The sequence below is a fragment of the Marinomonas sp. 63XJN7_7_ISO-PGPR-S23-202 genome, assembly GCF_056173505.1.
Genome location: NZ_CM149677.1, coordinates 4,547,049 through 4,570,858, shown reverse-complemented (window position 1 = coordinate 4,570,858; position 23,810 = coordinate 4,547,049). Strand labels below are relative to the sequence as shown.

General features: G+C 45.8%; 22 protein-coding genes. 11 read left to right on the top strand and 11 right to left on the bottom strand.

Annotation, left to right across the window (positions count from 1 at the left end; genetic code table 11):
- Positions 1-112 precede the first annotated feature (112 nt).
- Positions 113-874: an IclR family transcriptional regulator gene (locus tag AC0VYG_RS21025; protein ID WP_475429834.1), complete on the bottom strand. Its 762-nt coding sequence runs from the start codon at positions 872-874 to the stop codon at positions 113-115.
- 446 nt (positions 875-1,320) lie between these two features.
- On the opposite strand from AC0VYG_RS21025, the gene AC0VYG_RS21020 reads away from it, so the two are divergent.
- The 11 genes from AC0VYG_RS21020 to AC0VYG_RS20970 all read left to right on the top strand — a co-directional run bounded on the left by AC0VYG_RS21020 (position 1,321) and on the right by AC0VYG_RS20970 (position 12,775).
- A complete protein-coding gene (locus tag AC0VYG_RS21020) occupies positions 1,321-2,733 on the top strand; it encodes an aldehyde dehydrogenase family protein (protein WP_475429833.1) in 1,413 nt (470 codons plus the stop codon).
- 264 nt (positions 2,734-2,997) lie between these two features.
- Positions 2,998-4,539 (top strand): acetolactate synthase large subunit, encoded by a 1,542-nt coding sequence (locus AC0VYG_RS21015; protein WP_475429832.1) that lies wholly within the window; start codon positions 2,998-3,000, stop codon positions 4,537-4,539.
- Positions 4,540-4,547: 8 nt separating this feature from the next.
- Complete coding sequence (locus AC0VYG_RS21010; RefSeq protein ID WP_475429831.1) at positions 4,548-6,041, top strand: aldehyde dehydrogenase family protein; 1,494 nt, start codon at positions 4,548-4,550, stop codon at positions 6,039-6,041.
- Positions 6,042-6,062: 21 nt separating this feature from the next.
- On the top strand, positions 6,063-6,857 hold the full coding sequence (locus AC0VYG_RS21005) for an SDR family NAD(P)-dependent oxidoreductase (RefSeq protein WP_475429830.1): 795 nt from the start codon (positions 6,063-6,065) through the stop codon (positions 6,855-6,857).
- 8 nt (positions 6,858-6,865) lie between these two features.
- Positions 6,866-7,900, top strand: coding sequence for a WD40/YVTN/BNR-like repeat-containing protein (locus AC0VYG_RS21000; RefSeq protein WP_475429829.1), 1,035 nt, complete (start codon positions 6,866-6,868; stop codon positions 7,898-7,900).
- A 31-nt stretch (positions 7,901-7,931) separates the two neighbouring features.
- The gene (locus AC0VYG_RS20995; RefSeq protein WP_475429828.1) at positions 7,932-8,390 is read left to right on the top strand and encodes a VOC family protein; all 459 of its coding nucleotides are present in this window, start codon (positions 7,932-7,934) and stop codon (positions 8,388-8,390) included.
- Between the two features lie 63 nt (positions 8,391-8,453).
- The gene (locus AC0VYG_RS20990; protein ID WP_199476352.1) at positions 8,454-9,056 is read left to right on the top strand and encodes an amino acid synthesis family protein; all 603 of its coding nucleotides are present in this window, start codon (positions 8,454-8,456) and stop codon (positions 9,054-9,056) included.
- A 41-nt stretch (positions 9,057-9,097) separates the two neighbouring features.
- A complete protein-coding gene (locus AC0VYG_RS20985) occupies positions 9,098-9,940 on the top strand; it encodes an alpha/beta fold hydrolase (protein ID WP_475429827.1) in 843 nt (280 codons plus the stop codon).
- A gap of 12 nt (positions 9,941-9,952) precedes the next feature.
- Positions 9,953-11,566 (top strand): bifunctional 3-(3-hydroxy-phenyl)propionate/3-hydroxycinnamic acid hydroxylase, encoded by a 1,614-nt coding sequence (locus AC0VYG_RS20980; RefSeq protein WP_475429826.1) that lies wholly within the window; start codon positions 9,953-9,955, stop codon positions 11,564-11,566.
- 33 nt (positions 11,567-11,599) lie between these two features.
- Complete coding sequence (locus AC0VYG_RS20975; protein WP_475429825.1) at positions 11,600-12,361, top strand: 2-keto-4-pentenoate hydratase; 762 nt, start codon at positions 11,600-11,602, stop codon at positions 12,359-12,361.
- A 15-nt stretch (positions 12,362-12,376) separates the two neighbouring features.
- Complete coding sequence (locus AC0VYG_RS20970) at positions 12,377-12,775, top strand: carboxymuconolactone decarboxylase family protein (RefSeq protein WP_475429824.1); 399 nt, start codon at positions 12,377-12,379, stop codon at positions 12,773-12,775.
- 253 nt (positions 12,776-13,028) lie between these two features.
- Here the strand turns inward: AC0VYG_RS20970 and AC0VYG_RS20965 are convergent, their stop codons facing one another.
- The 10 genes from AC0VYG_RS20965 to folK form a co-directional block, all read right to left on the bottom strand.
- Positions 13,029-14,333: an alginate export family protein gene (locus tag AC0VYG_RS20965; protein ID WP_475429823.1), complete on the bottom strand. Its 1,305-nt coding sequence runs from the start codon at positions 14,331-14,333 to the stop codon at positions 13,029-13,031.
- Between the two features lie 227 nt (positions 14,334-14,560).
- Entirely contained in the window at positions 14,561-15,550 is a 990-nt protein-coding gene (locus tag AC0VYG_RS20960; RefSeq protein ID WP_475429822.1) for an RnfABCDGE type electron transport complex subunit D, read from the bottom strand.
- A gap of 43 nt (positions 15,551-15,593) precedes the next feature.
- Positions 15,594-16,136 carry an iron transporter gene (locus AC0VYG_RS20955; RefSeq protein ID WP_475429821.1) on the bottom strand — a complete coding sequence of 181 codons (543 nt, stop codon included), beginning with the start codon at positions 16,134-16,136 and terminating at the stop codon, positions 15,594-15,596.
- Positions 16,120-16,959, bottom strand: a complete 840-nt coding sequence (locus AC0VYG_RS20950; RefSeq protein WP_475429820.1) for an FTR1 family iron permease — start codon at positions 16,957-16,959, stop codon at positions 16,120-16,122. The genes AC0VYG_RS20955 and AC0VYG_RS20950 overlap by 17 nt, the downstream gene beginning before the upstream one ends.
- Positions 16,960-16,971: 12 nt before the next feature.
- On the bottom strand, positions 16,972-17,304 hold the full coding sequence (locus AC0VYG_RS20945) for a cupredoxin domain-containing protein (protein ID WP_475429819.1): 333 nt from the start codon (positions 17,302-17,304) through the stop codon (positions 16,972-16,974).
- A 287-nt stretch (positions 17,305-17,591) separates the two neighbouring features.
- Positions 17,592-19,580 (bottom strand): methyl-accepting chemotaxis protein, encoded by a 1,989-nt coding sequence (locus AC0VYG_RS20940; protein WP_475429818.1) that lies wholly within the window; start codon positions 19,578-19,580, stop codon positions 17,592-17,594.
- Positions 19,581-19,956: 376 nt separating this feature from the next.
- Entirely contained in the window at positions 19,957-21,600 is a 1,644-nt protein-coding gene (gene pgi / locus AC0VYG_RS20935) for a glucose-6-phosphate isomerase (RefSeq protein ID WP_475429817.1), read from the bottom strand.
- A gap of 27 nt (positions 21,601-21,627) precedes the next feature.
- The gene (gene panC, locus AC0VYG_RS20930; protein ID WP_475429816.1) at positions 21,628-22,479 is read right to left on the bottom strand and encodes a pantoate--beta-alanine ligase; all 852 of its coding nucleotides are present in this window, start codon (positions 22,477-22,479) and stop codon (positions 21,628-21,630) included.
- Positions 22,476-23,303, bottom strand: coding sequence for a 3-methyl-2-oxobutanoate hydroxymethyltransferase (gene panB, locus AC0VYG_RS20925; protein WP_475429815.1), 828 nt, complete (start codon positions 23,301-23,303; stop codon positions 22,476-22,478). Before panB ends, panC begins: the two co-directional genes overlap by 4 nt.
- A 3-nt stretch (positions 23,304-23,306) precedes the next feature.
- Positions 23,307-23,795 carry a 2-amino-4-hydroxy-6-hydroxymethyldihydropteridine diphosphokinase gene (gene folK, locus AC0VYG_RS20920; protein WP_475429814.1) on the bottom strand — a complete coding sequence of 163 codons (489 nt, stop codon included), beginning with the start codon at positions 23,793-23,795 and terminating at the stop codon, positions 23,307-23,309.
- Positions 23,796-23,810 lie beyond the last annotated feature (15 nt).

Genomic DNA, 23,810 nt, shown 5'->3' with positions numbered 1-23,810 from the left:
GGAGGAGGGAACACGTTGAGATCGTAAGGAGAGTCGTTGGTGCCATAACATAAAAAGCAGAGTGACTTGTGTCGGGCTCTGCTTTTTATGTGGGCTCGCTTTTTTAGCGTTTTTAGGGGTTATCGGCCTCTTGTTCGTTGTCTAGGTGGGCGCCTTTTTCGATGCGGGCTGTGGCCTGTTGAAGGCGCTCAACCACCGCTTCAAAGCGAAATAATTCGAATGCACTGGTGGTGCCCACAAAGGCGATGCTGCCGATAATATCATCGTTTTCAAGATTATGAATGGGGGCGGCAATCCCTGTTAGACCAAGGTTAAGCTCATCATGAGTCACGCAAAAACCGTCTTTACGGATTTTTTTGGTTTCCGAATTAAACTCTTTCCAAGTGAGGTTGTAGTCGTCACTTGGCTCAATCTGTTCATCATAGATTTTTTTTAGACGATTAGGTTTTTGGAACGCCACTAGCACCTTAGATTGGGCGCCTTTAAAAATCGGCAAAGGGCGCCCTCGACCAAAAGTGAAACCATACTTTTTAATATCGGATTCGATATGAGTGTTGATGATGTGACCATCGTAAAACACGCTCATATAGACAGTGAGTCCGGTATTTTTCGATAGGTCGGCCATTACTTCGCGCCCATGGGAGATGAGTGGATCATGCTGGCGCATCATCCAATCCAGTTCGATGATTCTTGGCCCAAGGGTATAGCTTGTATCAATACGAGTTAATAAGCCGGCATCACACAGCTCTCGTACATAGCGATAGGCGGTTGCTCGGGAAAGAGAGAGTTTTTTCGCAATGTCGTCCACATTGATGATGAGAGAGCCTGGCCCAAAAATATTGAGGACGTTTAACATTTTATTGAGACTGGACACATAAACCCCTTAGTTATCGATAGATGTATAGATTATAGGTTTGAAAGCACTATTTAACCAAGTGTTTGCAGAAAACGGCTTAGATATCTTTTTTTTATTTTGTTTTTTTATATAGTGAGACTTCTGCGCTTTTTCCTGTTGTTAGTATGATACTTAATTTATGGCGAAAAAACGCCTCTATTCTCATATTAAGAACAATGAAGGTAAACGCATGTCTTAGAGTCTTATCAATTAAAGGTGATTCCCTTTATTTGAGAAAAAATTTAAAAATATCGTTTACATTGGCTTTTTTGTGTGCAATAAATCTTACATTGTGTTTTTGGGGTGGTGTTTTGGCGAAATCACTTAGGGTGATTTCAATACGCTAATGACACTGTTTGGTTAATCTATTGTCCATGCCATTCCTTAGTACAGAGCTAGGCATGACAACTAGATGGAGGTAAGCAATGAGTCGTCATTTTAAATTTCTGATCAATGGGGAATGGGTAGAAGGGAATAACGCCCCGTTCAATGTTATCAACCCCGCCACACTGGATGTTGTGGCAACCTGTGCAAATGGGGATAAATCCCAATTAGAGGAAGCCGTCCAAGCAGCACAAGCCGCCTTTAAAAGCTGGTCTGTGTCCAGTCATGAAGAGCGTAAAAGCGCTTTAAACAAAGCGGGTGACGAATTAGAAGAGCGTGCCCGCGAAGTCGCTGAGTTAATTGTTGCTGAGCAAGGTAAGCCGTTACCGCTTGCTATGGGTGAGGTCGAGGCGGGGGTCGCTTGGTTACGCTATGCCGCTGCTCAAGATATTCCTGTGGAAGTGGCGGAAGAGACCGACACTAAACGTATTGAGATACACCGTAAACCCCTTGGTGTGGTGGCTTCTATTACGCCTTGGAACTGGCCTTTAATGATTGCCATTTGGCACATCATTCCTGCTATAAGGGCCGGTAATACAGTGGTCAACAAGCCGTCTGGCTTAACACCTCTTAGCACCATTAAATTGGTGGAAATTATCAATAATCATTTGCCAAAAGGGGTGATCAATATCATCACGGGTGAGCGAGGTATTGGTAGTGGTATTACCTCCCACCCACAGATTAATAAAGTTGTTTTCACAGGGTCCACAGAAACGGGCCAGTCGGTGATGCGCAATGCGGCCGATAATTTGAAGCGTCTGACCCTTGAGTTAGGCGGTAATGACGCGGCAATTGTATTAAAGGGCACGGACGTAGCGAAAGTGGCTCCCGATATTTTTGCGGCGGCGTTCTTGAACATGGGGCAAACCTGTGGGGCGATCAAGCGTCTTTATGTGCACGAGTCTATCTATGATGATATGTGTGCCGCTCTGGTTGCCATTGCCAATGAACAAGTGGTTGGTAATGGTATGGACGAAGGTGTGAATTTTGGTCCGGTGCAAAATAAAGATCAACTGCAAATTATTGTGGATTATGTGGAAGATGCCCGTAAAGGTGGGGCGACCATATTAACGGGCGGCCAGCCACTTGAGGGTGCTGGTTATTTCTATCCGCCGACGCTGGTTGCTGATATTGCTAATGATGCTTTGCTGGTGAAAGAGGAGCAGTTTGGTCCAGCACTGCCTATCGTCAAGTTCTCCGATGTGAATGCTGTGGTCGAGATGGCCAATGGCGTGGATGTGGGCTTAGATGGCTCGGTTTGGGGACCTGATACGGCAGAGGCAACGGCTATCGCATCTCGTCTGGAGTGTGGTACGACCTTCGTCAATACACACGCTAAAATCCAACCGAATATTCCCATGGGCGGTTGTAAAATGTCGGGCTTTGGGGTGGAGTTTGGTGAAGAAGGACTACTTGAATTTACCTCCCTACAGGTTGTTCATATTAATAAATAGTCGTTTTTTGCTTTAGACATTTCTGTTCTGGAAAACTCTCCCATTTTTGCAGCGTAAGCGGTTTATCTGCTTACGCTGTTTTTTTTGCTGTATGTATGCTTTTTCGTATTTTGAGAATGATGATAGAAAAATAAAAATGCCGGACAAAAATATTATAAAAATCTTACATTTGACTATTTTTATCAAATAAAGCGTATTTTATTTGTTGACACGATGTTGTTGTTTCGCATAATGTGAGAATAAGTTAAATAAAGAGGTTCTCCTATGAATGGTGCAGAAGCAATTGTTAAGGCGGCAGTCGACTCAGGTGTTGAGTACTGTTTCGCAAATCCAGGAACCACGGAAATGCCGTTTGTGGCGGCAATGGACAGTGAGCCAAAATTTCGCCCTGTTCTCAGTATGTTCGAAGGCGTGTGTACCGGCGCGGCGGATGGTTATGGTCGAGTATCGGGCCGTCCTGCCTTGACGCTCACCCATTTGGGCCCTGGTTTTGCCAATGGTATTGCCAACTTGCATAACGCGCGTCGTGCCAACAGCCCGATTGTTAACTTGGTGGGTGATCACGCATCTTGGCATGTGAATTATGATCCACCGTTAGCGAGCGACATTGAATCCCTAGCACGCCCGGTTTCTGCGTTTTTCCGTACCTCTAAATCCGTTGATCGTATGGTTGAAGATTTTGCTGCGGCCATGCGAGCGGCTTGGCAACCTTCTGGGGCAATTTCAACTCTTGTCTTGCCGATGGATTTGCAAGCCAAAGCATTAACGGGCGGCATGCCTAAGGTTTCCATTCTGCCTCCGAAGCGCCATTTTAAAGCGGATTATGTGGATGCCGTCGCGGCGCGTATTAAAGCCGGTAAGCGTCTGGTCTTTATCGTGGGTGATAACGGTTTGGACGAAAAAGGCCTAACCGCTGCCGGCCGAATTGGTCAGCTGCCAGGCATCAAAATGTTTGCTGAAACCTTTCCACGTATTTCTCACCGTGGGGGTGGTTTGCCAGACCTTGACCGTTTGCCTTACTTCCCTGAAAAAGCCATTGCTGAATTAGAGCAGTACGATGAAGTGGTTTGTGCCGGAGTGGTTGAGCCGATTGCCTATTTTGGTTATGAAGGGATGCCTTCGCGTTTGGCAGAGACGGATCGTTTGGTGACGCTGGCGGATGTGGGTGATGATGTCTCCGGTGCTATGGAAGCCCTCGCGGAATTGCTTAATGCCCCAGCTCATAAAGATTTAGAAGGCACCATTGAATTGCCTGCGGCAAATGAGGCTTTAACCCCACAATCTATCGGAAAAATAGTTTCCAGTGCCTTACCGGACAATTGCATTGTGTCGGTTGAAGGCGGCACCTGTGGTTACCCATTTTTCACCGAATCTGCCTTGGCGGCGCGTCATCGCGTGTTAACCAATACTGGTGGAGCCATTGGACAAGGTATTCCCGCGGGCTTCGGTGCGGCCTTGGCTGAACCGGGTAATACCGTTGTCTGTTTGCAATCGGATGGCAGTGCCCAGTACACCATTCAAGCCTTGTGGAGCATCGCGCGGGAGAATCTGCCTGTGGTGATTCTGATTGCCGCTAATCATAAATACAACATTCTCCAAAATGAATTACGTCGCTATGGCGTGACCGAATTTGGTGAAAACTCCTTGGCGTTGACGGAATTGGATAGACCAAGAGTGGATTGGCAAGCCTTGTCAAAAGCTTATGGGGTGGATTCCGTTTGTGTCACCAATAACGCAGAGCTAATGCGTGAATTTAAAGCGGCGTGTGATGCAAAAGCGCCACGCTTAATTGAAATGTCTTTGTGAGGTTGATCATGACTACCATGGAACTGTTTCCAGAAGTACAAGGCTTTCTTGCCGAACAAAAACGTTTGTTTATTGGCGGCGAGTGGGTTGCGCCTGCTGCAGGTGAATATTTTAATGTTGAGAATCCAGCGACGACACACAATATTGCCAGTGTTTCCAAAGCCACTGCTGCGGATGTGGATCACGCGGTTCAAGCGGCGCGCCAAGCGTTAGAGGGAGAGTGGCAGCGTGTGTCTCCGGCTCAGCGCACCAAATTGATGTTGCGGTTAGCAGATTTAATCGAAGAAGACGCGGAAAACCTCGGGCAAATTATCTCGCTAGAAAATGGCAAGCCCTATAGCAATGCGAAAAATGGCGAAGTGGTGGTCACGGCAAACGTTATTCGTTACTTTGCTGGCTGGCCTTCGAAAATTGAAGGCAGCACTATTCCTGTGTCGCCGCGTACAGGCGAACGTATGCTCAACTACACAGTGAAAGAACCTGTGGGCGTGTGCGCACTGATTGTGCCATGGAATTTTCCGCTTTCTATGTGTGCCTGGAAATTAGGCCCAGCGTTAGCAACGGGCTGTACCTCTATTTTGAAACCAGCGGAACAAACGCCTTTGTCTGCTTTACGTTTGGCGTATCTGATCGAAAAAGCCGGCATTCCCCGTGGTGTGGTGAACGTATTAACGGGCTTTGGTGAGGGGGCTGGTGCGCCATTAGCGGCTCACCCTGGTGTGGATAAAATTGCCTTTACTGGTTCGACTGGTGTAGGGCGTCTGATTGCGCAAGGTGCGGTCAGTAATATGAAAAAAGTCTCCCTCGAATTGGGTGGCAAATCTCCCAATATCATCTTACCTGATGCTGACATTATCAAAGCAGCAAAGGGTGCCGCCGACGGTATTTTTTATAACCAAGGCCAAGTGTGTACCGCTGCCTCTCGTCTGTATGTCCATGAAAGTGTGCTTGATCAAACGCTTGAAGAATTACGCAAACACGCGGCGGCTCATGTGGTTGGGCCGGGTTTAGACGAACGAACCACTATGGGACCTTTGGTTTCCTCTGCACAGTTCGATGTTGTCAAAGGTTACGTGGACAGTGCCGTGTCAGAAGGGGCTGAGCTGATTTGTGGTGGTCGTAAACCAAGTGAATTAGGTGATGGTTACTTTATGTCACCAACGGTCTTTTTGGATAAACAAGAGCAAGCTCGTGTGGCGCGAGAAGAAATTTTTGGTCCTGTGGTCACGGTTATGAGTTGGTCGGATGTGGATGAATTGGTGCATCGCGCCAATGATACGCCTTTTGGTTTGGCGGCTGGTCTTTGGACTAATGATCTGACTCAGGCGCACACCATTGCCAGTCGCATTAAAGCCGGCTCTGTATGGATTAACTGTTGGAATGTGGTGGATCCTGCGTCGCCATTTGGTGGTTATAAACAATCAGGCTGGGGACGTGAAATGGGCAAAAATGTCATTGATGCCTATACCGAAACGAAGAGCGTTTTTGTCAATTTAGGTTAATAGAAAGTAGAGGATTCGATTATGGATTTAGAAATTAAAAATAAAGTTGCCATTGTAACCGGTGGTGGTATGGGCATCGGCAAAGATGTTGCCAGATTTTTAGCGCAAGAAGGCTGTGATGTGGTGATTTGTTCGCGCACCATGTCTGTACTGGAAAAAACCGCAGCGGAAATTTCCGAAGCAACTGGCCGCCGCGTTCTGCCTGTTACGTGTGACACTACGGATATGGATTCCGTCGACAATATGGTGGCGGTAGCCGCCAAAGAATTTGGCCGTGTAGATATTTTGGTTAACGGTGCAGCAGCGCCTTCCGGTGTGGTTCGTAACTCCATTGAGTTTGCCAATGATCACGAATTGCTGGGCGATTTAGACACCAAAGTCATTGGTTATTTCCGTTGTGCCAAAGCTGTCACCCCTTATATGAAGAAACAAGGCTTCGGTCGCATTATCAACATCGGTGGCTTAACCGGTCGTAGCAGTAAAGTGATGTCTGGTATGCGTAACCTTGCCATCGTTCATATGACGAAAAACCTGTCGGACCAACTTGGCCCCCACGGTATCACTTGTAACATCATTCATCCTGGTGTGGTGGATACCCCTCATATTCAAGAGTTGTATGAGCGCGAAGGTAAGATCCAAAACAAAACCCCACAAGAAGTGGAGCAGGGTTACATTGATGTAACACCGATCCGTCGTACCTTAGCACCCGTTGAAATCGCCTATTTGATTGCTTTTTTAGCGTCACCCAAAGCGGGTGCCGTGACAGGCGAATCGATTGGTATTGATGGTGGACTAACTCGCGGCATTTTCCTTTAGGAGGTAGTATGAGTGGCACAATTTTAGTATCAACCGTTGGCCAAGGCGTGGTGAAAAGTGCCGATAATGGTCAAACATGGCACCGTCTTGCATTAGGTCAGGACATTGAATTTGACGCGATTACCCGCTCTCTGGATGTGGATCCGACGAATCCAAGTACCTTATACATCGGTACGGACACTGGTCTGTGTGTTAGTAAAGACGCGGGTTCTAAATGGACGCGTATCGATTCCCCTTTTAATGGTGAAACCGTATGGAAAGTGGCGGTCGATCCAAAAAATCCAAAACGTATTTTTGTCGGCACTGGTGCGCCGTCTCGTGCGGTGCTATGGCGCACTAAGGACGCTGGGGAAACATGGGATCGTGCTCCGGTGGAGATTCCAGAGTTTTGTGCTGGTGTGAGTAAGCCTCGCTTATTGGCGTTTGCCTTTGACCCTACAGACTCGAATAAAGTCTGGTTCGGTCTAGAAGAGGGTGGCTTGTTTAAGAGTGAAAATGGAGGCGATTCCTGGGAACGTATTGATGAGCGTTTGCTATGGGATTTCAATTCCGATATTCATACTATTCAAGTGCTTCCCAATCAGGGTAAAAAGGTAGTGGTCGCCGTATGTGTGAATGCCGTGTATCGCAGCTTTGACGATGGTGAAACATGGGAAGGTATTATCGCCAAAGAAGCCTTTGGTTTGTACTACGCTCGTGCGACCGCAGTACCAATGGGCACAGAAAGCACGATTTATTTAAGTGTGTCAGATGGTACGCCTGGGACGACCAGCCAAATGTATGTATCCCATGATGCCGCTGCAACATGGCAGCTGCTGCCCTTTCCCTTACAGCCTAACTCATGTGTTTGGGGGATTCATGTAAACCCTGCCAATCCGGATCAAGTGGTGGCTGGCACCAAGTACGGACATTTATTTACCAGTGAGAAAGCAGGGCTATCTTGGAAAAAAGAATGGCGTGAGTTCAGTGAAATTTCCGATGTGCTTTGGACGCCAGCAGAAGCCGTTATTAAGGCCGCTCATACCTCTGTAATCAAAAAATAGTGGTGTGAACACATAAAAATAGGTGATGAACATGAAGGTGAAAATCAATCGTACTCATATCTCTTTATTTGTATCCGATCCCAATGCTTCCGCTGATTGGTATGCGGATGTGTTATCGATGGAAAAAAACGCTCGTAATGGCGACGAGTGGGTAATGATGAGCTTTGGTGATAAACACCATGATATTGCTTTGATTAAAGCGCCAGAAGGGGCGACCAAAGGCATCATTGGTCTTCAGCATTACGGTATGGAGATTGATGGCGACTTGACCACCTTACGCCGCCTATATGGCATGTTATTAACGAAAAAGGTTCCGATTGTCAAAACCACAGATCATGAAGTGGGTATAGGGCTGTATTTTGAAGACCCAGATGGCAATCGCTTAGAGTTTTTCCTAGAAACAGAACACGATGATGAGCTGGGTAAGTCCCGCTTTAAGCATGCTCATGCACCGAGTCGTCCGATCACACTCGAACCTATTTTTGACTGATGACTTTTGATCAATGTGCTGTTTAGCAATGTACTGTTTTGCAATGTACTAAGGATTCAAACCATGAAAGAAGCAAATTTTAGCTCATACCATATTCGTAAATGGTTTTACCATTACGAAGAAACACTGGCCAATGAAACCGGTAAATTGGCCGATGGCGAGCCTGTAAAAAAATACGTTATTGCGGCCGCTATTCATAACCCTCTGGCGAATACCTATTCTGAAGATTTATCGGTGCTGGTGGAAAACTCTCCTGAATTAGGGAAAGAGTTTGGCCGCCGCATTAATGAGATTGCCGGCGATAATGAGATCGTTAGTTACGGTAAAGCGGTATTTGTCGGTGCCTTTGGCGAATACGAACACGGTAATGCCTTTTTAACCAACCCCGCGGCCGATCCTGTTCGTGTTGCCGTTGGTGGCGGGAAATCTTGGGTGCCTTCAACCGGTAAAGTGGGTGCGCCAGGTGCGACCATTGATGTGCCGTTAGCTCATAAAGACGCTCTCTATGTGCGTTCTCATTATGACTCTATTGCCGTGTCTTTTAATGATGCGCCTCGTAACGATGAGATTTTGATTATTTGGTCTTTTGCGACTCGTGGTCGCTTGCATGCACGTTTAGGTGGCTTACAAGCAAAAGATGTTAAAGGAGAAAATGGCCTCGTTTAGAGGTCATTTTTTATAGAGGCCATTTTATAGAGGTCATAGCCATGACAATGTCGAGTAGCAGCCATTTTTTCACCAACGATGGGCTTAACCTACATTACCTGCAATGGGGCAGTGGCAAGGTGCCTGTGGTGATGCTGCACGGGTTACGAGGTTTTGCACAAACATGGCAAGACCTGGTGGATGCAATGGGGGATGGGTTTACGTTTTTCGCCTTGGACCAACGGGGTCGCGGTGATAGTGATTGGGGGCCTACCGAGGATTATAACGCCGATACTTACGTACAGGATTTAGCACGTTTTGTGGACCATTTAGGGTTAGAGCGTTTTGTTTTGATCGGTCATTCATTAGGTGGCCAAAACGCGGCTGAGTTTGCGCGTTTGTATCCAGAGCGTGTCATGGCGATGGTAATAGAAGACATTGGTCCAGGCTCCTCCAAGCAAGGTGAAGGGGCAGAACGTATTCGTCGAGAAATGCGCAATACGCCATTAAGTTTCGACTCTTGGCAAGCGGCCAAAGATTTTTGGACTCACTCTCGACCGAATTTAACCGAGCAGGCCTTACAGGCACGCTTGACCTACTCGTTCCGTGAAGTGGACGGAAAAGTGACGTGGAAACACGATCAGCAGGGTATTGCAGAGGCGCGTTTGACCATTGAGCCAATGGATCTCTGGCCCGCATTTCGAGCTATTTCTTGCCCTACATTATTGATCAAAGGCGGCGATTCGGACTTTTTACCGAGTCAAACCGTGGTGGAGATTACGGCGTCCAGTGACTTTGTGCAGGCTATTCAAATCGATCATGCCAGTCACTATGTTCACGATGATCAACCCGAAAAATTTAATGAGGCGGTTGTCCGTTTCATGCAAGCGGTTCTTACAGATTAGAGGTCTTTACTGATGAAAACACAAAAAGCAGATGTTGTAATTGTTGGCGGTGGGCCAAACGGTGTCATCTTAGCCAATTATATGGGCTTATATAATATCAATACGGTGTTGATTGAGGCCTCAGAAGAGATTCTTCCCTACCCGAGAGCGGTGGGGATGGACGATGAAGCTCTGCGTGTTTTACAAGGTGTTGGGCTGGCTGATACGGCGGTTAAAGACATGATCAGTAATGTGCCTCTGCGCTACTACAACTCCCGTGGAGTGTGCTTTGCTGAAGTGAAACCCAAATCCGCCCAGTATGGCTGGCCGATGCGTAACATGTTTATGCAGCAGCTACTGGAAGTAACCTTGCGCAATGGTCTGAAGCGCTTTGACTCAGTGGATTTGCGCTTAGGTCATGTCATGACACGTATCCAAGACGAAGACGATAAAGTGGTGTTGCACGTCACGGACTCATCCGGTGAAGAATACTGTCTGGAAGCGGGTTATGTTATCGCTGCGGATGGTGGTCGTTCAGAGGTTCGTAAACAACTGAATGTGGGCTTTACCGGTCTAACTCATCCCGCTAAATGGGTGGTGGTGGATGCGGCGAATGACACACTGGATGCGCCTTTTACTGCTTTACACGGGGATCCTGTTAGGCCCTTTGTGTGTATCTATTTACCTTACCAGTATCGCCGTTGGGAATTCATGTTGTTCCCCCATGAGAAAGAAGAAGACATTTGCCAAGAAGAGGTGATTCGCGGCCTGATTCGTCGCCATATCGGCGATAAAGTGGATAACTTGGATATTGTCCGTATCCGCGCTTATACCCATAACTCCCGTGTCGCCGATAACTTTGTCAAAGGCCGCGTCCTATTGTGTGGTGATGCTGCCCATATCACGCCTCCTTGGGCTGGTCAGGGCCTTAACTCGGGGATTCGTGATGTGGTGAACATTGGTTGGAAAGTCGCGGCAGTGGTGAAAGGTTTGGCTTCTCCCAATATTTTGCATACCTACGATGATGAACGTCGTGGACATGCGACCGATTTGGTTGGTTTGGCCGACAACATGGGCGCGGTCTTGGGCATGACGAATCCGATTATGGCAGGCATTCGTGACTGGATATTCAAAGCAACGGATTCAGTGGACAGTCTGCGTGAGCATTTGGTCGAGTTCAAATTCAAACCCAAAGCACACATTGTTAAAGGCATCGTGTATCACGAAAGTGACGAAGTCTACGAAGACAGCTTAGTGGGAAAACTCTTTATCCAGCCGAATATCGAAACGGCGGAAGGCAACAAAGAGAAGTTGGATACGGTATTAGGGGATTGGTTTTCCATCGTCGGTTATCGCACGAATCCGACGGACTTTATGTCGGAGGAAAATAAAGCCTTCTGGAACAAGATGCAGACCCAATATGTGCAAGCCAATCCCTCGCGCAGTGGATTAAGTCATGATGAACGTTTGACGGCATCTGGCTGCACGAGCATTGAAGATTTAGAAAACAGCTTGGCTGATTGGTTTAGTCAAGCACGAGATAAAATTGTGATCATTCGTCCAGACCGTTTTGTAGCGGCCTTAACCTCTCCAAGACGTCTCAACGAAGTGTTAGATGCCTTACGTTCCCAGCTTATAGGCAAATAATCGCGACCTGTTAACTCGAAGTAGGAGAGTCTTGTGTTAGAAGAGCAAGTTGCTAGGGCATTGATGGAAGCGCGCCGTGAATGCACTGCTATCCCTTTGATAGACGCGCTTTCCATGGAGAATGTTGCTTTTGGTTATCAGGTGCAAAAAGCCGTGATTGACCTAAACCAACAAGCGGGAAATAAGTTAATAGGCTGGAAAGTGGCGCTGTCTAGCCAGCCAGCCCTAGACCGTTTTGCCTTACAGGAGCCGATTTATGCGCCCCTATTTGTCGACAATATTCTGTCTGGTGAATTAGTTCAGGAGCAAGTTATTGCTCCTAAAATTGAATCTGAAATTTTATTTGTTTTGGGCAAAAACCTCACTGGGCGTCATGTGTCTGACGACGAGATATTGGCGGCCATTACGTGGATGGCGCCCGCGATTGAGGTCGCTGATTGTCGTCTCCAAGGTTGGAAGTTTGATATTAGTCATTTTGTGTCTGATAACGCTGCGGCAGGTTTTTATCAAGTCGGTCAACTGGTTCCGTTTGATACTAATACGCTTGAAAAGTCCGGTTATTCCTGTCTGCTGGAAACCGACATTACCAGTGACGTCGGCTCTGCGGAGAATGTCTTGGGTGGCCCGCTTGTTTCTGTGGTGCGCATGATACGCGGCATATTGGCTATTTTTGGCGAAGTAAAAACTGGACAGCAGTTTTTGAGTGGTTCTTTGACCAAGCCTGTTGATATGATTCCGGGACAGACCTATCGTCTCCAGTTACTTGATCAGACGGTAGCACTTCAATATAAGTAACTTATAGGTAACGATATGACGGATAAATTTGATAAAGGCCTTGCTACCCGTAAAGCGGTGTTAGGGGAAGACTACGTTAATAACTCGATCAATAATGCGACTCATTTTACACGTCCACTTCAGCAGTTGGTCACGGAATATTGCTGGGGCGATGTTTGGCAACGGGAAGGTTTAGCTAAGCGCGAGCGGAGCTTAATTAATTTGGCGATGATCTCCGCTCTGAATCGTCCCCATGAATTGGCCTTGCATGTGCGCGGTGCCGTGAACAATGGCGTCACCGTCGCAGAGATTCGTGAAATTTTATTGCAGGTAGCGATTTACTGCGGTGTGCCGGCATCGATTGATGCTTTTCGAACAGCAGGAACCGTATTAAAAGAAATGGGCTTGGATTTGGATGCACCAGACCTAGCCTAATCCTCATCTAATGATATGACTTTCTTCTTTGTCGTTTAAACGATAACCGTCATTAAAACTAGAAAAAGACCATACTGAAATCCAGGCTGGTAAAAAGCCTGTCGTGCTGGAACTTGGGGTAACACGATACTTAAAGAATGGGTTAAGTCTATTTGGGGTTCTGATAGGAGAGCGGGAAGGGAAAACAATGGCCCGAAGGGAAAAAAATAGGCCATTGTTTTCGTTGCTTTTGTAGATATGAAATTATGTCGCTTTAAAACGGCATGATGGCAATGACTTGAGAATACACATTGGTGTTATCATTGCCTTGTGCGCTGGCGCTGGATCTTGGTTTGTAGAAACCAACTACAGGCGAAATGATTAGGTGATCGTTGACCGCCCATTGCATCCACAGATCGACCTCTTTTGCATTGTTCTTTCCCGTACCATTTTTGGTTTTCAAAAAGTTAAAATACAAGGCACCGACACTAATTTTGTCTGTTGGGGTTGCTGAGAGTTGAATGGATTGAATATCGGAATCGATAGAGGCTCCTGATGGGCCAGCATAGTTAGCGGCCACCTCTCCCTGGAACCAAGTACCATAACCACGGCTGAATCCATAGAAGAGAGGGTCGTAACCTTCCCCGTATTGAGTAAAGCGGTAGTGAAGGCTTGGAGACCAGGCAATGTGATCAAAGGTCCAGCCAACTTCGGCATACCATGCCTTCGCGTTTTTGGAGTCATCCCCTTGTATTTGTTTGACGTATTGTGCCGATAAGAATAATGGCTTTATGCCAGCGTCTCCTTGATAGCGTACGCTCATGGTTTTTTGCCCATCGCGTTTGTTTAAGCCAAAGAACTTTGCTTCTTTTTGATTAACACTTAGCCCTTTATTGAATAAAAAGCCGACCACGCCATATTTATTGTGGTTTTCGATATTGATCCCCGCCATCTCCGTGCTGGCCTGTGCTGCATTGTTTGATTGGAGCCAGTAAATATCAGAGCGCCAGCCTTTATCGCCACCTAAGCGCAGGATCGCGGTATTATGAAAGGATTTTCGCGCCGCAAGCCAGTAGGCGCCCCCACGGTTAGGGTTTACTCCATCCGCAGCAGCTTGAGCATCTAGGCCTTTGCCCATGTTTAGAGCATCATTGTTGATGATGAAGCCATTACCGACGACAAATCCTTGTCTACCTGTTGAGAATTCAATATTTTTTGTGCGATACCCGATGAATAAATCTTCGATATTGGTTTTACGTTCACTGCCATTTGTCAGGCCCGCAGCATCGCCATCTCCCCAGGTACCACTGGAGATGGCATTAATGGTACTGAAGAACGTACCGTTGGCGGCTTTTTGATCACCAGAAAGCCCAAATTTGATAAAACCCTCTTGCCAAGAGGGAGACTTATGAGGGTTACCATATGTCTCTTGACTATGAAATGCCCCCACATCGGCTTCACCATTGAAAGATAAATGCTGGTTGTCTTTATCTATCAGGGGATAGGCATGGCTTAGTAATGGCGCTCCTAGCAGAGCGGTACAGATGCCTAGCTTACTTATCTTAAAAAGTGGTCTCATGTTTTTGCTCTCATTTTTTGGTTTTTTTCAGAAACATGTAATGCACGGATAAGAACATAGTAAAAAACGACTAACAATTCAATTTATTATCACATTATGATAATTAAAATTTAAAAATGTGCCAATTTTTGTTATTTTATGCTTTCAGTTTCATTTTTTCGTGGGTAAAACTTATGAACTCGGTATACATTGTTTATAAGTTGATCGATTAGCTAATGGAGGCGGCTCTATGGCAGAGGATGGTGAATATGGTTTACATTGCGTTTCCACATGTCGGTACACAGGTATTTACCTACTAGCACGAGGGCAAAGAGCATCTGGCTTGAAATGATAGCGAGTAACATACCCTCAGGAAACGGAAGAAAAGCTCGATAGGTGATACATAAAAAGCCAATGCTCATGACGTATAGACAGCGTTGAAGTTGGTTCAATCTTGAGGTGAAGAGATCCGTTGTCATGAAGATTAGTCCAAAGATAAAGCCGCCCATTAGAATAAATGATAAGTAACCATGTAGAGGTAGGCCGATCTCTTGGTGGAAGAGCGTATAGCTTATAGCACTGGCGGCCAAACCAATGAAGATGGGGAGCATTTTTATTAATCCGAAAGAACGTAGTAGCAGACAAGAAAGGCATAGTCCTAGCTTAGAGGTTTCACCAATGCTGCCTTGCCATTGTCCTAAAAAGAGTTGAGTGAGTGATAAGGGAGAGTAGGGTATAAGATTAAAGTGGTGAGTCAGAGCGAGTTTCAATAATGGGGTCGCAGAGGAGATAGCGTCAATATCTGGATGGTATTGGCTGTAATGGATCATTGGCAAGTGGATGATGAATAGAACAAGCCTTGAAGCAATGGCACCATTTAAATAAAACACATAATGTTGATGTTTAATCTTCGCGGTAGAAATAAGATTGCCAATCAAAAAACAGGTAAAAACATCCAAGTAGGCGACGTGATAAGGCACTATGCAGAGAAAAATAATGCCACTAAAAAGGATGTCTTGAGAGGATTTTATGGACAGTTTATCCGTGATTTTTTCAATGCCAAAGTGATAGATCAGATAAAACAGTTCGCCAGCTAGGGCGATAGCGGCGCATTTACCAACAAGAGAAATGAGCAACGGATCATCTTGGCCCGTTGGCTGGTAAGTGAGCATTTGATTGATGGTGCCTAAAACCATCACAGGTGTAACCGCAATGATAAATTTTGTTATGATTTTCATAAGGGAAAGAAAGCGCAACAGGGGTTGCGCTACATGTGGCCTGCTAAGCGTGTGGGTATTTGAATTTAAAGGTTAGCTCAAACGGTTTGAACCAAGCGGGTACTCCGGTTGCTTTATCAATATGACGCAAAAATCCTTTCTCGTCCGGTGCTGTGTATTTCAAATGAACCACATAGGTTCCTTTGCCTGGTAATTTCACTGAATGAGCATAATGAGGGCCATCAGCTGCAGTCATTGGGAGCATTTGTCCAAATTTCATAAAGTGTTTGTCACCGACTTTCGTCACCACATAATCCACACTCACATAAGGAATCCATGCGCCGTTCGGAAAGCCCCATTTATTGTCCTGAGTGGCATGCACATCCGATTCCAAGTGGATAACATTTTTGCCCATTACCATGGATGTTGGAGAGGGCTGTGTCTTGATGTTTAATAAATAGGATGAAGCAATCTCCATCCCATCTTTATGGACTGGGCCTCCGACAGGGTATTCACGTGCACTGGCGTATTGGCTGATGAGAGCCGCACCACAGCAAATAGCCGTTAAAGACAAGGCTTTTTTGATATTACTACTCGTGACTTGCATGTTGTTTTTCCTTAGTTGTGTAATAGGTGTGTTTAAGCCGATATGTTGTGAAAGAAATCACCAACAAAACGACACACCAAGTTACTAGTTGAATCCCCATAGGGGTTGCCGTATAGCCAATAACGGAATGGGCGAGTACACCAGCCCAGCTGTTACTGGATAATAAAAATGAGCTGTTCCAAACTTGTGAGCCCAATTGTGGTAGGAAGCCAATATTGGCAAGAATGCCAACCGCTTGGCTGGATAAACCTGCAGCGATGATGGATAAAATAACGTTGCTGGATGAGAAGATATGGCGCAGAGGGATCATAACGATGCCTCGGTATAAAGAATAAGTCACCAGTATGCCTAATAAGACACCGGACAGTCCGCCAATAAGCATACTATTCTCCGTTAAACTGGAAGATAAAAAGAGGCTGTAGAGGAACAGCACCACTTCTGACCCTTCTCGTAACACAGCGATGGCGATGACAATGGTGATGGCAAAGCCGCCTTTACCATCGAGTAATAGGCTTTTGACATGCTGTCGGTTTTTTTCCGCCATTTCCCTGCCTTTGACCGACATCCAAACCGTTTGCCAAGCTAACATCAACGTCGCAGTCAACAAAATGACGGCGGTAAAGATTTCTTGCCCATAACCAGACAGGGATGATTCGACTAAACTGGTGAATTTAGCCAGCATAATGGCACCGATCAGTCCAAGGGCGATGCCGCTAATCACTTGAGTGCGAATGGCTAACCCTTTGCAAGCCGCGCTGACGATCGAAATAATCAACCCCGCTTCTAGCACTTCTCTAAAGACGATCAACAAAACAGCAATCATAGTGAAGAATCCTTATGGCTTTTGGGCGATTAGCGTGCCTGTCACATGGTCGCTATAGTCATTGAAGAAGGTATATTTCCCCGCTTCTAATGGGCCAGTAAAAACTGAAATTTGGCCATTTGGCACAGCGATCTTTTCGAACTTCATGTCATAGCTTTCTAACTCTGCGACCTGTTGTGTTTTATTAACGAGCTTTATTTGAATGCGTTTATTGGCAGGGACAGTAAGTTGTTTAGGGGAGAAGCCTGCAGGGGTCAGTGTTAGCTGAAGTACCAAACGGTCCGCATAAGCGGGGAGGCAAGCACTTGAAAACAGTATGGCTAAAAGCAAATTACGTAATGGCATGGGCAGTTTCTCTTTAAACAGCAATTAGAAGAACGAAAGCATAAAAATAAATGATAATCATTATCTTTTTATTCTTGTCTTGTTGAAGCTCTACGTCAATTTGTTAAAGATAGCTTCCTGTTTTTATCGGTAATATTTACAGTGGCTATCTATAGTTCAAAAAATATGCAGATGGTTGCCAAAAGAGTCTGCCGTCAAGGCATTTGTGCGAATATGAGGAAAAAGCAATGAGAGGATGGACAGAAGTGGGATCTCCCCTCGAGAAGAGGGGAGAGGAAAAGCATACTCTAAGCCTTAGCTAATATAAAACGTTCCATCGTTTGTTTCATGGCTGCGCTTTGACTACTGAGCTCTTCTGCAGCGGCAGCGCCTTCCACAGAGCCAGATGCATTTAACTCCACCACATCACCAACAGATACCATCGATTGGGTCACTTCATTCACCGCAAGAGCTTGCTCCCCACTTGCGGAGGCGATTTTTGCCACGATGGATGACGTTTCAGTGATACCATCAAACACGGCTTGTAAGGACTTGTCTGTGTTTTCAGCGATGGTCACGCCATTTTCTGTTTTGCTTGATGACAGTTGTATTAATTTGGCGGTTTCTGCGGCGGCACTGGTGCTTCTAGAGGCTAAACCTCGAACCTCATCAGCCACAACGGCAAAGCCTCGTCCTTGCTCGCCAGCTCTAGCCGCTTCAATGGCAGCGTTTAGGGCCAGTAAGTTGGTTTGTTCCGCGATTTCATCAATCGTTTTAATAAAGCCCGCAATGCTTTCTCCAGCCTCGCTAATCTCTTTCATTGCCATGACCATCTCTTTCATATGAGCTTGTCCTTGTGTCACCGCTTGCTGAGCTTGTTCTGCCAGTATATTCGCTTTTTTCGCATATTCTGCATTCTCACTGGTTTGTACGGAGAGTTGTTCCAAAGCGGCTGAAATGGTTTGTAGATTATCTTTTTGTTTGTTGGCGCCTTCTGCAAGAGAATGGCTAAAGGTAGAAACTTGTGAACTGCCAACCGCGATTTGATCGCCAGCGTTTTGGATTTCCATTAGAATAGCGTTGAGGTTCTTCACCATATCTTGCAGTGCTTTTCCAAGGCTGTCTTTGTCGGAGGCCAGTTGGACATTAGAGGATAAGTCACCGTCGGCAATTTTTCGCGCTAAGACGGCTTTTTCTTTTAGACTTTTGACCATGTTACGGATGGCCGCGTATAAACTTGCTTCTTTCTCATTGTTATTTTGTAACTCTACTTCTAAGTCGCCCTCAGCGACACTTCTAACGACTCGTGTGACTAAGGCTGGGTCGCCTCCTAGCTGGGCAGTGGTTGCCCGAGTAATGAAAAAGGCTACCGTGATGCCTAATATAATCGCCACCGCGACGATGACTTCGATAAAATAGACAGCCAGAGTATTGCTTTCTACTAAGTGGGGACCAAGTTTATCCTGAGCATTTTTAATGGATAATTTAAGGTCCTCTGTGGCTTTCGTCACAATAGCACCAACGGGATTTAACTTGTCGCTAATAATGGTGTTACGATCCTGAATGACGTTAACGACGCGATTAAAGGCATCTTTGTAAATTGTTATATCTTGAGTTATTTTATTGAGTTGTGTTTTGTCGCTGGAATTATTTAGTTTTCCATTGAGGGTTTTTAGTTTTTCATTAAGATCCGAAAACTCTTTGTTAACTCTGTCTACCGAGCTTTGCTGATTCGATTCTAAAAACTTTATTACATATAAACGTGCAAGCAGTAAACTTCTTATTGATAATGCGGTATCGTATGCGGCTTCGGTATCGCCTGCATTTTTGACAGACAGCAGTAGGGCTGATAGTCTTTTTTCAATATCAGGACCTTTACTATTTAATATGTTATCAACAAGCTCGTTTCTTTGTTTTTTTAGCGTGACAACTTTGTCAAACCCACTGATGTAAACGCCGAGAGAGTCTTTTAGGTGCTGAATCGTTTTTAGATCTTGTGCAGTATTTATGCCGTTAATGGCTTCATCTATGGAGTGTTGAGTGTTCTTAAAATACGTATCAAACGCTTCTTTCGCTTGCGAGTTACCCGTTAAAATAAAATCTTTTTCTTTGTTCCGGGTCGTGAGCATATTTTCCTGAATCTCGCCTACTGCGTTAGAGGCTCTCGCTAGTGAACGATATTCATTAAAACCACTTGAAGCATTATTTAGAGAAAAATAGGCGGTTCCACCGACCAATGCTAATAAAACAATGACAAGTAAAAAGCCTAGATAAAGCCTTTGAGAGAAGTTGAACATGATCATACCTTCTTATTAATTGTTGTCATATATTATCTTCGGCTAAAAATAGAAAGTTGATAGAATCAATAAGAAATGAATTGTTTTTATTTGTCATATCTTGTAAGTGTTTGATGTTTTTTTTGTTTGTTAGTAATGATGCGTTGATTAAATAATTTTTTGTGTTCTTATGTGTGAAAAAATAAAAAAACACCTGAGAAAATAGTGTTTTTCGTTGAACTATTAGAAACGGCTAGAGCTCTAATTTATGGAGTTAATCCTAATAACTAGCTAAATATCCCCTATCTTATCCCCCTTTAAAAAGGGGAGAGAATAAACAAAAAAACACCAGCTGAAGCTGGTGTTTTCAAACGCATCTATCATAATCCAAACGCTATTATTGAGCCTTTTTAAAGGCATCAATCAGTGCTTGAGTGGACCCATCCAGTGCACTGTTGTCGCTATCGCTAACAAGGCGTTTGTAGATGTCAGTTCCTAGTACTTTACCCAGTTCAACGCCCCATTGATCGAATGAGTTAATGCCCCAGATAGTGCCTTGTACAAATGTACGGTGCTCGTATAGGGCGATTAAGGCACCCACTGTGGCAGGTGTCATTTTGTCTGTCAGTAGAGTGTTGCTAGGGCGGTTGCCTGGTATGACTTTGTGGGGCGCAACAGCATCTACTTGCTCAGGGGTCGCCCCTGCGTCACGCAGCTCTTGCTTGGCTTGCTCAAGGCTCTTACCGACCATCAACGCTTGTGATTGACTTAAGCAGTTGGCAAACAGGTGAGTGTGATGCTCGCCAATGGGGTTGTGGCTGGTCAAGGGGGCGATAAAGTCCACAGGCACAAGGCGTGTCCCTTGATGTAATAGCTGGTGGTAAGCGTGTTGGCCGTTGGTACCTGCGCCACCCCAAATGATAGGGCCTGTGTCGGTTGTTACGCCATCGCCATTTAATAGGGTCGATTTACCATTGCTTTCCATATCGAGCTGCTGGATATGCGCAGGCATGGCGCGTAGGTAATGATCGTAAGGAATCAAAGCGTGAGTTTGGGCGTTGTGGAAATTGATATACCACACGCCAAGTGCGCCCATGATAACTGGTAGGTTTTCCTCAAACGGTGCGGTGCGGAAATGCTCGTCCATTTGATGAGCACCATCAAGCAGTTCGTAGAAGTTGTCCATACCGACGGCAATGGCAACGGGCAAACCGATAGCAGACCAGAGTGAGTAACGACCACCTACCCAGTCCCACATTGGGAAGATATTTTCTTCGGCCATACCGAAATCAACGGCTTTTTTTACATTGGAACTGACCGCGGCAAAGTGCTTGCTGACGTTATCTTGTGAGCCGCCATTGCCAAGAAACCAATCGCGCGCTGCGTTGGCGTTAGACAAGGTTTCTAAGGTGCCGAAGGTTTTTGATGAAATGACAAAAACCGTCGTCTCAGGATTGAGCTGCTTCAGTTTGCCACTGATGTCTGAGCCATCGATGTTGGCAACGAAGTGAACCGTAATGTCGTCTTTTTTGTAGGGGGTTAATGCTTCCGCTACGACTTTTGGACCAAGGTATGAACCGCCGATACCGATAGACACAACATCCGTGATGCGCTTGCCTGTATAGCCTTTCCATTCGCCACTGTGCAGTTGCTTAACAAAGGTTTCCATTTGCTTAAGGGTCGAGCGAACCTCGGCGAGAACATCGACACCGTCTACCATGAGGCTCTTTTGTGCCTGACTGGCACGAAGAGCGACATGTAAAACTGAACGATCCTCAGTGCTGTTGAGGTGTTCGCCACTGAACATTTTTTTGATGGCGTTTTCTAGGCCAGCTTCTTTTGCTAAGTCTATGAGCAGCGCTAATGTCTTATCGCTGGCGCGGTTTTTGGCATAATCCAATGTCCAACCAGCCGCGTGAGCTGTGTACTTTGTGGCTCGTTGTGGATCGTTGGCAAATAGGGATGCTATATCAACAGAAGCCATTTCTTTCTGGTGTTCTGTTAATGCTTTCCAAGCGGTAAATTCTGTGGGTGAACGCATTACAATCTCCCTTGGTCTCAAAGTGAATTAGGCCAGTTCTACACGCAAGTTATCAATCAGGCGTGCTTTGCCTAGGTATGCCGCAGTCAAAATGACTAGGCGCTTCTCTTCTTCTGACGGTGTTTGTAAAGTATCTTGTGCGCGTATTTCAAAATAATCACGACGGAAACCAGCTGCTTCAAGCTTCTGTTGAGCTTGTTCACAGATGTCCTCGTGACTCGCACGGTTTGTTATTAGCGCATCTTTTGCCCACAACAGAGTTTGGTATATTGTGGGGGCAATGCGTCTTTCTTCTTCTGTTAGATAGCCGTTACGCGAACTCATGGCAAGGCCATCTTCATTGCGCGCGGTATCGACGCCTATAATGCGCACGTTAGAGCTTAGGTCGCGCACCATGTCCTCAATGACTTTTAATTGTTGAAAGTCTTTGTTACCAAATATGGCACAGTCTGGCTGAACAATATTAAACAATTTTGTTACGACTGTGGAAACACCAACAAAGTGTCCTGGACGGGACGCGCCACAAAGAATATCGGAAATGCCGACGACTTCAATTTGAGTTTGGCTGCGTTTGCCATCTGGGTACATTTCTAATGCGTCTGGCGCAAACAAGTAATGGCAGCCATTGGCTTCAAGAACGCGCTTGTCTTCTTCCAAGGTTTTTGGATAGCGTTCTAAATCGCTTTGATCCGAAAACTGCATTGGATTGACGAAGATGGACGAGACAATGATGTCCCCTTCTTCTTTCGCTTTGCGAATCAGTGACATGTGACCGTCATGCAGGTTGCCCATGGTTGGGACAAACGCGATACTTTTGTCTTTCAGACGTTCTATTTTGAGTGCAGCGCGAAGCTCGACAACCGTATGGAATGTTTTCATGATTTAAATCCGTGCTCAGGTCCTGGAAAAGTAACGTCTTTGACTTCTTGTACGAAGGCTTCAAAGGCTTGTGTCACATTGCGACCGTCAATTAAAAAGTTTTTTACGAATTTTGGTGTATGGCCTAGATTGACGCCAAGCATATCGTGCATGACTAAGACTTGGCCATCAGTATGGTGTCCAGCGCCAATGCCAATAGTAGGCACTGGGACGGCTTCAGTTAATGTCTTGCCCAGCTCAGTAGGAATACATTCATAAACAAATAAGTCAGCCCCCGCTTCCACTAAAGCCAAAGAATCGGCTAACAAAAGGTCTGCGGCTTCCTGGCCTTTGCCTTGCACTCGGTAACCACCAAACTTATGTACGGACTGAGGGGTAAGGCCTAAATGTGCGCAGACAGGAATGCCCCGTTGGCTCAACAGTTGTATGGTTTCTGCTAACCAGCTGCCGCCTTCTAGTTTGACCATATGCGCGCCCGCTTGCATTAGCTTGGCGGCGTTATCCAAGGCTTGTTTAGGGTCGCTGTAACTCATAAAAGGCATGTCGGTAATAATGAGCGCATTAGTGTTACCGCGCTTAACTGCTGCTGTGTGATAGCACATGTCTTCGATGGTAACGGGTAAGGTGCTGTCTTGACCTTGTACAACCATGCCTAGGGAATCCCCGATCAAGATGGTTTCCACGCCCGCAGCGTTCATCACATTAGTAAATGAGGCGTCATAGCATGTTAGGCAGGTGATTTTCTCTTTATCCGCTTTCATTTTTTTAAGCGTCGATAAGGTGACAGGCTTAGTAAGCTTTCTTTGAGAGTTATCTGAGTACATAGTCTATTCTTCTTCATCAATAGACACCAGGTCGCTGGTATCAAGTTGGTGTACATGCTCCTTAACGGTGTGTCCGTTGGTAAGGCGCAACTCTGGGGCCAGATCCATCAGAGGACGGATGACAAACCCTCTTTCTAGCATATAAGGGTGGGGAACCGTAAGGCGAGGGAGTTGAATATGTTCATCGCCAAATAACAGTAAGTCAAGATCCAGTGTTCTCGGACCCCAGTGGCGTTCTCGAATTCTATGGTGTGCCTGTTCTATGCTTTGTAATGCATCTAATAAGGCGATCGGCGAGAGATTGGTATGAAAGGAGGCAACAGCGTTCACATAATCGGGTTGATCTTGAGGTCCAACGGGTTTGCTGGAATACAGTGATGAAACCCGCAGCTGTTGCAGTTCAGGGTGTGCTTTTAAAGCCGATATAGCACTTTTTATTTGTGTCACGGGGGTTTCAAGGTTGCTACCCAATCCAATATAAGCAAGTGTCACAAAGGCTACCTCTTG